Raw genomic sequence first — 12,980 nt, forward strand, 5'->3', positions numbered from 1 at the left:
GGGTAGGTCAGTTGGCCTGGATGTTGGCGGTCTGGATCACGTCCGACCACAACGCGTACTCGCGGTCGATACGCGCCTGCAGGGCTTGGGAATCGCCCGTGTTGATCGAGTAGCCGCCTTCGGTCATTGCCTGGCGGAAGGCGGGATCTTTCGACACCTCGGCCAGTGCGCGGGTCAGACGCGCGGTGACGGCATCGGGCAGCTTCTTGGGGCCGACCAGTGCATACCACCCCACCACCTCGTAGTCCTTCATGCCCGCCTCCATCATCGTCGGCACGTCGGGCAACTCGGGATTGCGCGTCTTGGACGTCACCGCCAGCGCCCGCGCCTTGCCGCTCTTGATGAACGGAATGGCCGTGCTCGTGATGTCGAACATGAACGTCACCTTGCCGCTCACCACGTCCATCATCGCCGGCGAATTGCCGCGATACGGCACGTGCAGCATCGACGCCTGCGTCTGCTTCTTGAGCAGCTCGGCCGACAGGTGATTCGAGGCGCCGATCCCCGCCGACCCGAACGACACCGCGTCCGGATGCTCGCGCGCGTAGGTCACCAGTTCGCCCACGGTCTTGGCTGGAATCTGCGGGCCGATCAGCAGCACGTTCGCGTAATCGACCACCAGGCCGATCAGCGAGAAATCCTTGCGCGGATCGAACAGCGTGCTGCGCTGGACCAGCGGCGACATCGTCAGCGTGGGGCTGGCGGCAAAGCCCAGCATGTAGCCGTCCGGCGTCGCCTTGGCGGTGGCGTCGGACGCGATCATGCCGCTGGCGCCCGCGCGGTTCTCCACCACCACCGCCTGCCCCAGCTTGTCTCCCAGATACTTGGCGAAGACGCGGGCCGTCGTGTCGACCGGACCGCCCGGCGCGTAGCCCACGAGCAGGCGGATGGGACGGTCCGGATACGTTTGTGCCGTCGCGGTCTGGGCGCCGGCCAGCGCAGCCACGGCGGCGGCCGCGGCAATAAGGGTCTTGATGTTCACGCTCTTGTCTCCTTGTGCATGGGTGGCCGGTCGTGGAGCGGAACGTCAGCCCGCGCCTACGCCAGCCTTTCTTTCAGCGGCTGCTTCAGGATCTTGCCGCTGACGGTGGTGGGAATCGTCTCGATGGGAATGATCTGTGCCGGCCGCTTGTACGGCGCAAGCTGGGCGCGCAGGTGCAGCATCAGCAGGTTCGTGTCGATCGTCGCGCCGGGCAGGGGCTCGACAAACGCGATGACTTCTTCGTTGTGATCGGCGGTGTCGCGGCCCACCACGGCGGACAGTCGCACGCCGGGAAACGCATTGATCACCGACTCGATCTCGATCGGGTAGACGTTGAACCCTGAGCGGATGATGAGGTCCTTTGACCGGCCCGCGATGAACAGCGCGCCGCTCGCGTCCAGATAGCCGATGTCGCCCGTATTGAGCCAGCCGCCCGGCAGCAGCGCCTGCGCGGTCTGGTCCGGATTGCGGTAGTAGCCCAGCATCACGCCCGGGCCGCGGATCAGCAGGTCGCCGCGCGTGCCGGGCTCCGGGAACACATCCGGGCTGCCGATGCGCAGCTCGACGCCTTCCACCGCATGACCCGCCGAGCAGTCGTCGCGCGGCGCGTCGATGTCGGTGATGAACATCGAACCCGCATATTCGGTGATGCCGTAGCCGTGGTGCATCGGCACGCCGAAGTAGCGTTCGGCGTCGCGCTTTTGCGTCGGGTCGAGCGCGGCGCCGCCGGTGTAGAGGTAGCGCAGGGCCGGCGCACGCAGTTCCGCGCGGGGCGGCGCAGCGGCCATCAGGCGGCTGAACATCGTCGGCACGCCCTGCAGGATGCTGACGCCGGGATGCGCCAGCGCCTTGAACACGTCTTGCGGATCGAAGCGGCTGCGCAGCACCAGGCTGGCGCCCGCATGCAGCGTGGCCATCAGCACGGTTGCGATGCCGAAGATGTGCGACATGGGCAGCGCGGCATAGCCGATATCGTGCGGCGTCAGGCGCCGCGAAGCCGCCGACACCCGCGCGAAATGCACCAGGCCCCGGTGCGGCACCATCACGCCCTTGGGCGCGCCCGTGGTGCCGGACGTGTAGATCACCGTGGCCACCTCGCCGGCCAGATCGCCCGTCTCGGCCTGGGTGGGAGAGGCCGCGCGCGCGGCAGCGATGCCCGGCCCCCAGACGGCAGCGTCGGCATCGGAAGCGCCCGCCGCGGCGGCGTGCGCGGCAGCCGCCGCCGACACGCCGCTGGTGAACAGCACCAGCTCGGGCTGCGCATGGTGGCGGATGTTCTCGACCTCGCGCGCCGACAGGCGCGCATTCACGCCCACCGGCCACGCGCCTGCCACGCCGCAGCCAAACAGCGTGGCGATCATCGCCGTGCAGTTCTCGCCCACCATCATCACGCGATGGCCGGGCTGCACGCCTTGGCCGCGCAGCCAGCCGGCCGTATCCTGCACCCGCTGCCACAACTGCCCATAGGTCAGCGTGCCGCCGCCTTCCTCGTACAGACAGATGGCGTCGGGCTGCCGGCGCGCCTGCAGCGCCAGGACGTCGTGGATGCGGGTGATCGATTCAGCGTGAGACATGGGTTGATACGTGGGGATCAAAGGGTTGCCTGGGTGCCCAGGATGGCGGTCGATTGGCTGGACAGCGTACCGCCATTGCCATGCACCAGCGCAAGCTGCGCATCCGCGACCTGCCGTTCGCCGCATTCCCCGCGAAGCTGGCGCACCGCCTCGATCATGATGAAGACGCCGTACATGCCCGGATGCACGCAGCACAGGCCGCCGCCATTGGTGTTGACGGGCAGCCTGCCGCCGGGCGCGATGGCCCCGTCCGCGATGAAGTCGCGGCTTTCCCCCTTGGCGCAAAAGCCCAGGTCTTCCAGGAACAGCAACGTGTTGATGGTGAAGGCGTCGTAGAGTTCCACGACGTCGATGTCGCGCGGCGCGACGCCCGCCATCGCGTAGGCGCGGCGTCCGGATTCGGCGGCGGCCGTGACGGTCAGGTCTTCCATGGAGGAAATCTGCCGGTTCCACACCGCCGTCGCGTTGCCCAGCACGTACACGGGCGGGCGCGGCAGGTCGCGCGCACGGTCGGCGCGCACCAGCACGTAGGCGCCGGCCCCGTCAGTGACCAGGCAGCAGTCGCGCACGCTCAGCGGATCGGACACCATGCGCGCGGACAGGATCTGATCCAGCGTCGCCGGTTCGCGCAATTGCGCTTCGGGGTTCAACTGCGCCCACTGGTTGGCCGCCAGCGCCACGCGCGCCAGGTCTTCGCGCCGGGTGCCGTACTGATGCATGTGCCGCGCCGCCGCCAGCGCATACGAGGACAGCGGACTGAGCGGATCGTAGGGCGTTTCATACGGTTGCGGGTCGAACTGCTTGCGCACGCGTCCGATCTCGGCGCGGCTCAGCGTGGACGTGCGCTGCGTGCTGCCGTAGCAGACCAGCACCGCGTTGCATTGGCCCGAGGCCAGCGCATGCAGCGCCGGCATCAGGTGCGCCACGAAGCTGGACCCGCCCAGCATGGTGCTGTCGATGAACGTGGGGCGGATGCCCAGGTGTTCGATCACCGGCATGGCCCACATCGGGGCCGCGACGCTGGCGGTGCACAGGCCGTCGATGTCGCGCATCGTCAGGCTCGCGTCCGCGACGGCGCGCTGCGCCGCCTGGACCAGGATTTCCATTTCGGTAAAGCCTGCGGCCTGTCCCAGCCCCGCGTGGCCTACCCCGGCCACCGCGACGGCGCCGCGCAATTCGTTCAGCGTCATGGCGCCTCCTTGCTGGGCACGAAAACCACCAGTCCGCGCCCGTCCTGCTGTATCACTTGCGCGCGCACGCCCATGCCGATGCGGACCGCGTCCGGCGCCACGCCGTCGACGCGGCTCATGAGCCTCACGCCTTCCTGCAGGTCGATCAGCGCCACGTTGTAGTCGCCGCCCGCGTCGGGCTTGCGCCGCACGACGGTGGTGGAATAGACGGTGCCGCGTCCGTCGGGCGTGACCCAGTCAAGTTTGTCCGCGCCGCAGTGCGGGCAGATCATGCGGGGATAGAACACGGCGCGGTCGCAGCCGGCGCAATGCTGGATGAGGAAGCGGCCGTCGTCGAGCGCCTGGCGGTACTGCGCCTCGACGCCTTGCGACACGCCATCCGTCTGATCGGGAGCAGTCATGGTGCGATGGGATTCCAGTGGATCGGGTGAAACGGAACAGGCCCTAGTGTCCGCACTGCCACCCGCTTCGGCCATTCTTCATTGCTGAAGCAGGACTTTTGCCAATCCGTAGTGGGCGGCGCGCCCTACACGCAGCGCGAAGCCCGTCTTCGGAAGAGGCAGATTGTCCGGCCGTGCGCGCCGTGGCTAGATACCGGGTAAAGGAGGTGGACCATGAACCTGACCTGGACGCCGCAAGAGCGCCAATTCCGCGAGCGCGTGTGCGCCTTCGCCGCCGACAAACTGCCCGAGGACATCCGCGCCAAGGTGCTGCGGCACCAGCGGCTGGAGCGCGACGACTACGTGCGCTGGCACAACGTCCTGGCCGACCAGGGCTGGGGCGCGCCGAACTGGCCGGTCGAACACGGCGGCACGGGCTGGAACGCCTTGCAGCGCCTGATTTTCGAAGTGGAATGCTTCAAGGCGGGAGCGCCACGGCTGCTGCCGTTCGGCCTGTCGATGATTGGTCCCGTGCTGATGAAATACGGCAGCGCGCAGCAGCAGGCCCGCTTCTTGCCCCGCATGATCCGCGTAGAGGACTGGTGGTGCCAGGGCTATTCCGAGCCCGGGTCGGGGTCGGACCTGGCGTCGCTCAAGACGCGCGCCGTGCGCGACGGCGACGAATACGTCGTCAATGGCCAGAAGACCTGGACCACGCTTGCCCAATACGCCGACTGGATGTTCTGCCTGGTGCGCACCGACCCCGAGGCGCGGGCGCAACGCGGCATCTCCATGCTGCTTATCGACATGCATTCGCCGGGCGTCACGGTGCGGCCGATTCGCACGCTGGACGGCGGTCACGACGTCAACGAGGTCTGGCTGGAAAACGTGCGCGTGCCGGCCGCCAATCTGGTCGGCGAGGAAAACCAGGGCTGGACCTACGCCAAGTACCTGCTGGGCCACGAGCGCACGGGCATCGCGGGCCTGGGCCACTGCCACCGCGAACTGGGCATCCTGAAGGATATGGCGGCGCGCGCGCAAACGCGCGGCAAGCCGCTCTTGCAGGACAGCCGCATGCGCGACCGCATCTCGCGCATCGAAGTCGACATCATGGCGCTGGAGATGCTGCTGCTGCGCGTGGCCGCCAGCAATGACGGCACGCCGGGCCCGGAGGCCTCGGTGCTTAAGATCCGCGGCTCGGAGATCCAGCAGGACCTGGCCATGTTGCAGATGGAGGTCGCGGGGCCGGACGCGTGGCCGTACGACCCGGACTGGATGGAGGCCGGCAATGCGTTTCATGGCCCGGGTCCGGAGATGGCCGCGGCCGCGGGCGCCGGTTACGCGGATATGCGCAAGACCTCGATCTACGGCGGCACGACCGAAGTGCAGAAGGGCATCATCGCCCGCCTGGTGCTGGGCGTGTAGGCCCGCCGCGCAACCTCGACAGGAACACGACGCATGGATTTCATCTACACCGAAGAACAGCGCATGCTGGCCGACAGCCTGCGCCGCCTGGTGGACCAGGCATGGACCTTTCCGCAGCGGCGGGCCCGGCAGGCCGCGGGCAAGCTGGACCGGCAGACGTGGCAGGCGCTGGCCGAACTGGGCGTGCTGGGCCTGAACATCTCTCAAGATCACGGCGGCTTCGGCGAAGTGCCCGCCAGCCTGCTGCCGGTGCACGTCGAGCTGGGGCGGGGGCTCGTGTCCGAGCCGGTCATTCCGAGCGCGGTGATGGGCGCGGCGCTGGCCGACGCCTGCGGCGAGACGGCGCGCGGGCGCTGGCTGCCGGCCATTGCGTCGGGCGAGGCCATCGTCAGCGTGGCGTGGCAGGAGCCCGGCCGCCGTTACGCCGCCGGCCCGCAGGACTGCCGCGCTGCCCGCACCCCTGAAGGCTGGCGGCTGGACGGGGCCAAGCATCTGGTGTGGCACGGCGCGGCCGCCGATGCGTGGTTCGTCAGTGCAAAGGACGAGGACGGCCAGACGGTCCTGCTGGCGGTGCCTGCCGATGCCGCCGGCGTGCGCGTGACGGACACGCCCACGCTGGACGGCGCGCGCTGCGCGCGGCTGGACCTGGACGCGGTGCCCGTGCCCGCGCAGGCGTTGCTGGCAGAAGGCGAGGCGGCCGACCACGCGCTGGCGCAGGCCTTGCAGTGGGGCACCGCCGCGCTGTGCGCGCACGCGGCAGGGGCGATGGAGCGCCTGCTGGAAATCACGGTCGATTACCTGAAGACCCGCAAGCAGTTCGGCCAGCCGCTGGCGTCGTTTCAGGCCTTGCAGCACCGGCTGGCCGAAATGCTGGTGGCCAAGGAGCTTGCGCTGTCGATGGCCTATGTGGCCGTCGCGGCGCTGACGGAATCCGACGCGGCGCAGCGGCGCCGCATGATCGCATCGGCCAAGCTCGAGGCCGCCCGCGCCGGGCGCCTGGTCGCGCAGCTGGCCGTGCAGTTGCACGGTGGCATGGGCATGACGGACGAACTGGAGGTGGGCGACTACTTCAAGCGGCTGACCGTGGTCGATCAACTGATGGGCGATACCGCCGAGCAACTGGCCGTACTGGAGGAATTGGCATGAGCGCGCACGCACCGGCCTTCACGCAGATCCTGTTCACGCTGGATCGCGGCGTTGGCGTCATCACGCTGAACCGGCCCGAGCGCATGAACAGCTTCACCGAGGTGATGCACGGCGAGCTGTCGCGCGCGCTGGACCTGCTGGAAGGGCACGCGGGCCTGCGCGGGCTCGTGATCACCGGGGCCGGCCGCGGGTTCTGCGCCGGGCAGGATCTGGGTGAACGCAAGCCCGCCGAGGACGGCTCGCGCCGGGACCTGAGCGTCATGCTGGACAAGTGCTACCGGCCGCTCATCAACCGCCTGCGCGCCTTGCCCGTGCCGGTGGTGTGCGTCATGAACGGCGTGGCGGCCGGCGCGGGCGCAAGCCTGGTGCTGGCCTGCGACGTGGTGTTTGCGGTGGAATCGGCGCGCTTCGTGCAGGCGTTCAGCAAGATCGGCCTCTTGCCCGACGCGGGCGGAACGTGGTTCCTGCCGCGCCTTGTGGGATCGGCGCGCGCGATGGGGGCCGCGCTCTTCGGCGAACCGGTGTCGGCGGCGCAGGCGGAATCCTGGGGACTGATCTGGCGCGTCGTGCCGGACGCGGCGCTGGCGGACACGATCGGGCAGGTGACGGACACGCTGGCCGCCGGCCCCACGCGCGCCTACGCGGCCACCAAGGCGGCGCTGCAGGCGTCCAGCGGCAACACGCTGGCGCAGCAGTTCGATCTGGAATGCGGGCTGCAGCGCGAACTGGGGTACACCGACGACTACCTCGAAGGCATGCGCGCGTTCGCGGAAAAGCGGCCGCCGGCGTTCATGGGCAAATGAGGCGCCGCGAAAAAAGGCGCCTCGGAAAAAACGCGCCCCGGAAAAGCAGTCGCGCTGGATTCAGGCTTGTCGCGGCGTCTGGATCTGATCGATGAGTTCGCGCGCGCAGCCGGGCAGGGCGTCGATGTCGCGCACCAGCAGCTTGCGCTCGCGCACCACCCAAGGTTCGTCCAGTTCGACGACTTGCAGCTTGGTCTCCGACCCGTAACGGCGCGCGGCCGAGTCGGGAATGACGCCGATGCCCACGCCCGCCTGCACCATGCGGCAGATCGAGTCGAAGCTGTAGAGCTGGATGCGCTGCGGCAGGCGCTGGCCGATGCGTTCGAGCTGGTCGCGCAGAAAGGCCACCAGCGTGGAGCCTTCGTGCATGGTGATGAACGGGTAGCGCACGGCGTCCGCCAGTTTGACCTTGTCCTGATCCTGCAGCGGATGGCCGTTGGGCACGACCAGCACGAGGCGGTCGGTGCTGAAGTGGATGGTCTGCAATTCCGGCGCATCCACCGGGCCCGCGACGATGCCCAGGTCGGTGGTGCCGTCGAGCACGCCGCGCACGATGTCGCGGGTCAGGCGTTCCTGCAGGTCCACCGTGACGCCGGGGTGACCCGACAGGAATTGCGCCAGGATGTCCGGCATGAATTCGGTGACGGCGGTGGTGTTGGCGAAGATGCGGATGTGGCCCGCGTCGCCGTCGGATTGTTCCTGGAAATCGTGCTTCAGGTGGTCCACCTGCCGCATGATGACGCGCGCATGCTGCAAGAGTTTCTGCCCGGCGGGCGTGATCTCGACACCGCGGCTGTCGCGGTAGAGCAGGCGGGAATTGAGCTGGTTTTCCAGCGCCTTGATCCGCACGCTGACCGCGGCCAGGGACAGATGCGCCCGCTTGGCCGCCTGCGTCAGGCTGGGGGATTCGGCGATGTGGATGAACAGTCGGAGGTCGGCAAGGTCGAAGTGCATGGTCCATATATTACGGCGTGGCGCCGGGGGGCGGCCATTCGGGATAGGGATCGATTTGCGACGGCTAGCCAGGGCGTGGATGGCCGATTCAGGCGCAGCAAACCCCGCCTTGAGGAAAAACGAATTCACAGCCCAGACGGCTTGCGGGCATGCTTCAGTCTGTAAAAACACCACCAGAGGAGCTCGGCATGACATCTACAGATCCGGCCGCATGGATCGGCAGCGGCGAGCGCAAGGCGGACGCCATGGATCCCGGCCACGCCGCGCGTATCGCCGCCACCTTGGGCGGACCGGTGCCGGCCCAGGGAGACGACCTGCCGCCGCTGTGGCAATGGGCGTTCTTCATTGCCACGGTCGGCATGGATGGATTGGGGACGGATGGGCATCCCTCGCGCGGCGGGTTCCTGCCGCCCGCGCAGGACCGCAACCGCATGTGGGCCGGCGGCCGGGTGGAATTCCGCCAGCCGCTAAAGGTCGGCGTGCCCGCCGAGCGCGTCTCCACCGTGGCCGAGGTCAAGGAGAAGGCGGGCCGCACCGGGGCCTTGCTGTTCGTGACCGTTCGCCACGAATACCGCCAGTCTGGCGAGGTTGCGATTCTGGAAGAGCAGGACATCGTGTACCGCCAGCCCTCGCCGCCCAAGCTGACGGGCAGCGAACCCGCGCCGCAGGCCGAATGGCGCGACACGGTCAATCCCACTTCCGTACTGCTGTTTCGCTATTCGGCGGTCACGTTCAATGGCCACCGCATCCATTACGACCACCCCTACGTCACCGGCGTCGAAGGCTATCCCGGCCTCGTCGTGCACGGTCCGCTCATCGCCACCGAGATGGTTGCCGCGTTTGTCCGCGCCCATCCCAAGGCCCGTCTCACGCACCTGGCCTACCGCGGCTTGCGCCCGCTGATTTCCCCCGCGCCTTTCCAGGTTGCCGGCCGCCTGTCCGAGCCGGGCGTCGCCCAGCTCTGGGCCGAGCAGGACGGCACGCTCGCCCACCAAGCCGAATTGAGGTTCACCGAATGAACATGCAGGCCTCCCGCCCACTGGACGGCATCACCGTCGTCAGCCTGGAACACGCCATCGCCGCGCCTTTCTGCACCCGCCAGTTGGCGGACATGGGCGCGCGCGTCATCAAGATCGAACGTCCGGGCACCGGCGACTTCGCCCGCGGCTACGACGAGCGCGTGCGCGGGCTGTCCTCGCACTTCGTCTGGACCAACCGCTCCAAGGAGAGCCTGACGCTGGACCTGAAGCGCGACGAAGCGGCCGGGATCATGGACCGCCTGCTGGAATCGGCGGATGTGCTGGTGCAGAACCTGGCGCCCGGCGCCGCCGCGCGTCTGGGACTGTCCTTCGAGGCGCTGCACGCGAAGCATCCGCGCCTGATCGTCTGCGACATCTCGGGCTACGGCGAGGGCGGCCCCTACCAGGACAAGAAGGCCTACGACCTGCTAATCCAGAGCGAAAGCGGCTTCCTCTCGGTCACCGGCACGAAGGACGATCCGGTCAAGGCGGGGTGTTCCATCGCGGACATCGCTGCCGGCATGTACGCGTATTCGGCCATCCTGAACGCGCTGCTGCTGCGCCAGCGCACTGGCGTGGGCAGCCGCCTGGACGTCTCCATGCTCGAAAGCATGGTCGAGTGGATGGGCTTTCCCATGTACTACGCCTTCGATGGCGCGGCGCCGCCCGTGCGCGCGGGCGCGGCCCATGCGTCCATCTATCCGTACGGGCCGTTCCCGGTGGGCGGCGGGTCGACCATCATGCTGGGCCTGCAAAACGAACGCGAATGGCGCGTCTTCTGCGCTCAGGTGCTGCGCCAGGCCGATCTGGCCGAAGACCCGCGCTTCATTTCCAACTCGCTGCGTACCGCCAACCGCGACGCCCTGCGCGCGCTCATCGTGGCGGCGTTCGCGGACCTGTCCATCGAGCAGGTGACGCAGCGCCTGGAAGACGCGCAGATCGCCAATGCCCGCGTCAACGACATGGCGGGCGTGTGGGCGCATCCGCAATTGCGGGCGCGCCAGCGCTGGAGCGAGGTCGACAGCCCGGCCGGCGTGCTGCCGGCGCTGCTGCCGCCCGCCAGCAGCAACGCGTTCGCGCCGCGCATGGGCGCGGTGCCTGCGGTGGGCCAAAACACCGATGCGGTGCTAGCATCTCTGGGATACGCGCCGGATCAGGTGGCGCAGTTCCATGCCTCGGAGGTCGTGTGACACATCCCGTCGTTCGTAGCGCCCTGTTTGTGCCGGCCTCGCGGCCCGAGCGCATCCCCAAAGCGCTGGCCGCCGGTGCGGACGCCGTCATCGTGGACCTGGAAGACGCCGTGGAACACCTGGCCAAGGCGTCGGCCCGCGAAGCCCTGTGCGATTTCCTGGGCATGCATCGCGAGGCCCGGCTCTGGGTTCGCATCAACGACGCCTCCACCTCCTGGCACGACGACGATCTGAAGGCCTGCCGCGGCAAGGCCGGCGTGGCGGGCATTTTGCTGCCCAAGGCCGAAAGCATGATGCAGGTGCGGCACGCGGCGCAGGCTGGCTGTCCGGTGATCCCCATCCTTGAAACCGCGCAGGGCATTCTCAATGCCGCCGAGATCGCCGCTACCCCTGGCGTCGCGCGGCTGGCGTTCGGCAGCCTGGACTACGGCCTGGATCTGGGCCTGACGCCCGACACGCCGGGCGCCGAGACGGTGCTGGACCACGCGCGGGTGCAGGTGCTGCTCCACACGCGCGCGGCGGGTCTGGCGCCTGCGCTGGACGGCGTTTTTCCGGGCGTGCAGGATCAGGCCCGCCTGGCGGCCGCCGCGGGCCGCGCGCAGCAAATGGGGTTCGGCGGGATGCTGTGCATCCATCCCACGCAGGTTCCGGTCATTCACGCCGCGTTCGTGCCGGCGCAGCAGGAACTGGACTGGGCGCGGCGCGTTGTCGCCGCGCACCGCGACACGGCCGCGGGCACGTTCATGCTGGATGGCAAGATGGTCGACGCGCCCGTCATCGCACGGGCGCGTCTGGTGCTGGCGCAGGCGGGCGAGTCCGCGCGCGGCTGATTCTCGCGCCGGCGCCTCGTCCAGACCACACCGAGGCGCCCCGCGCGCAACTGACAGGGCGGGCCCATGGGCGAGGCGCTTTTTATCGGACATACCTACATCGACGTAACCGTGCTGGCCGACGAATGGCCCACGGGCGACCAGAAAAGCGTGGCGCGCGATTACGCGGTGTCTTTCGGCGGCAATGCGGTCACGGCGGCGTTTGCCTGCGCGCGGCTGGGATTGCCGCCCGATCTGATCTGTTCCCTGGCGCCCGACTGGCTGGGGCACATGTACACGGACATGGCCGCCGCGCATGGGGTCACGCTGCACGCGCGGCACGTGCGGCGGTCGTCGCTGTCGTTCATCATGCCCAACAACGGCAAGCGCGCCATCCTGCGCGCCCGCGATGCCGATTACCTGAACGACTTTCCCCGCCTGGACATCTCCGGCTATCGCGCGCTGCATCTGGACGGCCATCAGCCCGATGCCGCGCTGCATTACGCAAGGGCGTGCCGCCAGGCCGGCGTGCTGACCTCGCTGGACGGAGGCGGCGTGCGCGAGAACACCGACGAGCTGCTGCGTTACATCGATGTGGCCGTGTGCGCCGAGCGCATGTGCGAACAACTGAACCTGCCGCCCGAGGGCCTGCTGGACCTGCTCAAGGCACGCGGCTGCCGCATCGGCGCCGTGACGATGGGCGAACGCGGGATGCTCTGGTACGACGAAACGGGTCGCGTCGACACGCTGCCTTCGCTGGATGTGCCTGCCTCGCGGATCATCGACACCTCGGGGGCGGGCGACGTGTTTCACGGTGCCTACGTGTGGTCCTACCTGACGCGGCCGGACCAGCCCTGGATCGAGCACTTCACGTTCGCGCGCGCGGCCTCGGCGCACAAGATCCAGCATCTGGGCAATGAGGCGGGGCTGCCGGACGTGGAAGACGTCGAGCGCGCCATGATGGCCTTCACGCCCAAGCCCTGACGCCAGGCAGGCGGCGCGTCCCGATGGGCGTGATCAGCCCGCGAGCCGTTCGATGGGCTGGTCGTGGATCGCGCCGATCCACGCATCCAGCGGTTTGCCGTGCACCGACAGGTCAGGCGCCAGGTCGCGCAGCGGCAGCAGCACGAAGGCCCGCAGATGCAGACGGGGATGGGGCAGGATCAGCCGTTCGTGATCAAGCTGCGCATCGCCGTGCAGCAGCAGATCCAGATCGAGCGTGCGAGGGGCGTTACGGTAGGGACGCTGGCGGCCGTGTTCGTGCTCCAGCGCCTGCAGGACATCCAGCAGCGCCAGCGGCGCAAGGACGGTATCCACGGCGGCCACGGCATTGATGAAGTCGGGGCCGGTGGCGTCGACCGGCGCGCTGCGGTAGAACGGCGAGGCCGTCACCCCGGAGACGCCGGGCGTGGCCTCAAGCTGCGCCAGGACCTGGCGCAGGGTGGCCGCGCTGTCGCCCAGATTGGCGCCCAGGCCCACGTAGGCGCGGACAGGCGGCTGCGGCACGG

General features: G+C 68.8%; 13 protein-coding genes. 7 read left to right on the forward strand and 6 right to left on the reverse strand.

The annotated features are described in order from the left end of the window. Positions 1-7 precede the first annotated feature (7 nt). The 4 genes from V6V88_RS04295 to V6V88_RS04310 are packed head-to-tail and all read right to left on the reverse strand — an operon-like array spanning position 8 to position 4,147. Positions 8-982, reverse strand: coding sequence for a tripartite tricarboxylate transporter substrate binding protein (locus V6V88_RS04295; RefSeq protein WP_338618049.1), 975 nt, complete (start codon positions 980-982; stop codon positions 8-10). Between the two features lie 56 nt (positions 983-1,038). Continuing rightward, the gene (locus V6V88_RS04300) at positions 1,039-2,556 is read right to left on the reverse strand and encodes a class I adenylate-forming enzyme family protein (RefSeq protein ID WP_338618051.1); all 1,518 of its coding nucleotides are present in this window, start codon (positions 2,554-2,556) and stop codon (positions 1,039-1,041) included. Positions 2,557-2,573: 17 nt separating this feature from the next. Next, entirely contained in the window at positions 2,574-3,746 is a 1,173-nt protein-coding gene (locus V6V88_RS04305) for a thiolase (protein ID WP_338618053.1), read from the reverse strand. Then, positions 3,743-4,147 carry a Zn-ribbon domain-containing OB-fold protein gene (locus V6V88_RS04310; RefSeq protein WP_338618056.1) on the reverse strand — a complete coding sequence of 135 codons (405 nt, stop codon included), beginning with the start codon at positions 4,145-4,147 and terminating at the stop codon, positions 3,743-3,745. The genes V6V88_RS04305 and V6V88_RS04310 overlap by 4 nt, the downstream gene beginning before the upstream one ends. Positions 4,148-4,360: 213 nt before the next feature. Here V6V88_RS04310 and V6V88_RS04315 point away from each other — a divergent pair, with 213 nt between their 5' ends. From V6V88_RS04315 to paaG, 3 genes are read left to right on the forward strand one after another with little or no spacing between them, the layout of a single operon-like run. Next, entirely contained in the window at positions 4,361-5,551 is a 1,191-nt protein-coding gene (locus tag V6V88_RS04315) for an acyl-CoA dehydrogenase family protein (RefSeq protein WP_338618058.1), read from the forward strand. A 33-nt stretch (positions 5,552-5,584) separates the two neighbouring features. Next, a complete protein-coding gene (locus V6V88_RS04320; RefSeq protein WP_338618059.1) occupies positions 5,585-6,697 on the forward strand; it encodes an acyl-CoA dehydrogenase in 1,113 nt (370 codons plus the stop codon). Next, positions 6,694-7,500: a 2-(1,2-epoxy-1,2-dihydrophenyl)acetyl-CoA isomerase PaaG gene (paaG, locus tag V6V88_RS04325; RefSeq protein WP_217618774.1), complete on the forward strand. Its 807-nt coding sequence runs from the start codon at positions 6,694-6,696 to the stop codon at positions 7,498-7,500. Before V6V88_RS04320 ends, paaG begins: the two co-directional genes overlap by 4 nt. Before the next feature lie 60 nt (positions 7,501-7,560). Here paaG and V6V88_RS04330 read toward each other — a convergent pair whose 3' ends face one another. Then, complete coding sequence (locus tag V6V88_RS04330; protein ID WP_056320969.1) at positions 7,561-8,454, reverse strand: LysR family transcriptional regulator; 894 nt, start codon at positions 8,452-8,454, stop codon at positions 7,561-7,563. Between the two features lie 188 nt (positions 8,455-8,642). Here V6V88_RS04330 and V6V88_RS04335 point away from each other — a divergent pair, with 188 nt between their 5' ends. From V6V88_RS04335 to V6V88_RS04350, 4 genes are all read left to right on the forward strand, one after another. Continuing rightward, the gene (locus V6V88_RS04335) at positions 8,643-9,473 is read left to right on the forward strand and encodes a MaoC family dehydratase N-terminal domain-containing protein (RefSeq protein ID WP_152383509.1); all 831 of its coding nucleotides are present in this window, start codon (positions 8,643-8,645) and stop codon (positions 9,471-9,473) included. After that, positions 9,470-10,663 carry a CaiB/BaiF CoA-transferase family protein gene (locus V6V88_RS04340; RefSeq protein WP_338618066.1) on the forward strand — a complete coding sequence of 398 codons (1,194 nt, stop codon included), beginning with the start codon at positions 9,470-9,472 and terminating at the stop codon, positions 10,661-10,663. The genes V6V88_RS04335 and V6V88_RS04340 overlap by 4 nt, the downstream gene beginning before the upstream one ends. After that, positions 10,660-11,493, forward strand: a complete 834-nt coding sequence (locus tag V6V88_RS04345) for a CoA ester lyase (RefSeq protein WP_338618070.1) — start codon at positions 10,660-10,662, stop codon at positions 11,491-11,493. Before V6V88_RS04340 ends, V6V88_RS04345 begins: the two co-directional genes overlap by 4 nt. Before the next feature lie 66 nt (positions 11,494-11,559). Continuing rightward, positions 11,560-12,456, forward strand: coding sequence for a sugar kinase (locus tag V6V88_RS04350; RefSeq protein WP_338618072.1), 897 nt, complete (start codon positions 11,560-11,562; stop codon positions 12,454-12,456). 33 nt (positions 12,457-12,489) lie between these two features. Here the strand turns inward: V6V88_RS04350 and V6V88_RS04355 are convergent, their stop codons facing one another. Beyond that, a complete protein-coding gene (locus V6V88_RS04355; protein WP_338618075.1) occupies positions 12,490-12,978 on the reverse strand; it encodes a 2-amino-4-hydroxy-6-hydroxymethyldihydropteridine diphosphokinase in 489 nt (162 codons plus the stop codon). Positions 12,979-12,980: the final 2 nt, after the last annotated feature.

The sequence above is a fragment of the Achromobacter sp. E1 genome, assembly GCF_037039475.1.
GTDB classification, from domain to species: Bacteria; Pseudomonadota; Gammaproteobacteria; order Burkholderiales; family Burkholderiaceae_B; genus Achromobacter; species Achromobacter mucicolens.

What these genes read in the sequence shown, in the direction of transcription:
- V6V88_RS04350 (WP_338618072.1), top strand. Translation starts at nt 11,560, where the DNA reads ATGGGCGAGGCGCTTTTTATCGGACATACCTACATCGACGTAACCGTG.
- paaG (WP_217618774.1), top strand. Translation starts at nt 6,694, where the DNA reads ATGAGCGCGCACGCACCGGCCTTCACGCAGATCCTGTTCACGCTGGAT.
- V6V88_RS04300 (WP_338618051.1), bottom strand. Translation starts at nt 2,556, where the DNA reads ATGTCTCACGCTGAATCGATCACCCGCATCCACGACGTCCTGGCGCTG.
- V6V88_RS04340 (WP_338618066.1), top strand. Translation starts at nt 9,470, where the DNA reads ATGAACATGCAGGCCTCCCGCCCACTGGACGGCATCACCGTCGTCAGC.
- V6V88_RS04320 (WP_338618059.1), top strand. Translation starts at nt 5,585, where the DNA reads ATGGATTTCATCTACACCGAAGAACAGCGCATGCTGGCCGACAGCCTG.
- V6V88_RS04315 (WP_338618058.1), top strand. Translation starts at nt 4,361, where the DNA reads ATGAACCTGACCTGGACGCCGCAAGAGCGCCAATTCCGCGAGCGCGTG.
- V6V88_RS04310 (WP_338618056.1), bottom strand. Translation starts at nt 4,147, where the DNA reads ATGACTGCTCCCGATCAGACGGATGGCGTGTCGCAAGGCGTCGAGGCG.
- V6V88_RS04330 (WP_056320969.1), bottom strand. Translation starts at nt 8,454, where the DNA reads ATGCACTTCGACCTTGCCGACCTCCGACTGTTCATCCACATCGCCGAA.
- V6V88_RS04335 (WP_152383509.1), top strand. Translation starts at nt 8,643, where the DNA reads ATGACATCTACAGATCCGGCCGCATGGATCGGCAGCGGCGAGCGCAAG.
- V6V88_RS04305 (WP_338618053.1), bottom strand. Translation starts at nt 3,746, where the DNA reads ATGACGCTGAACGAATTGCGCGGCGCCGTCGCGGTGGCCGGGGTAGGC.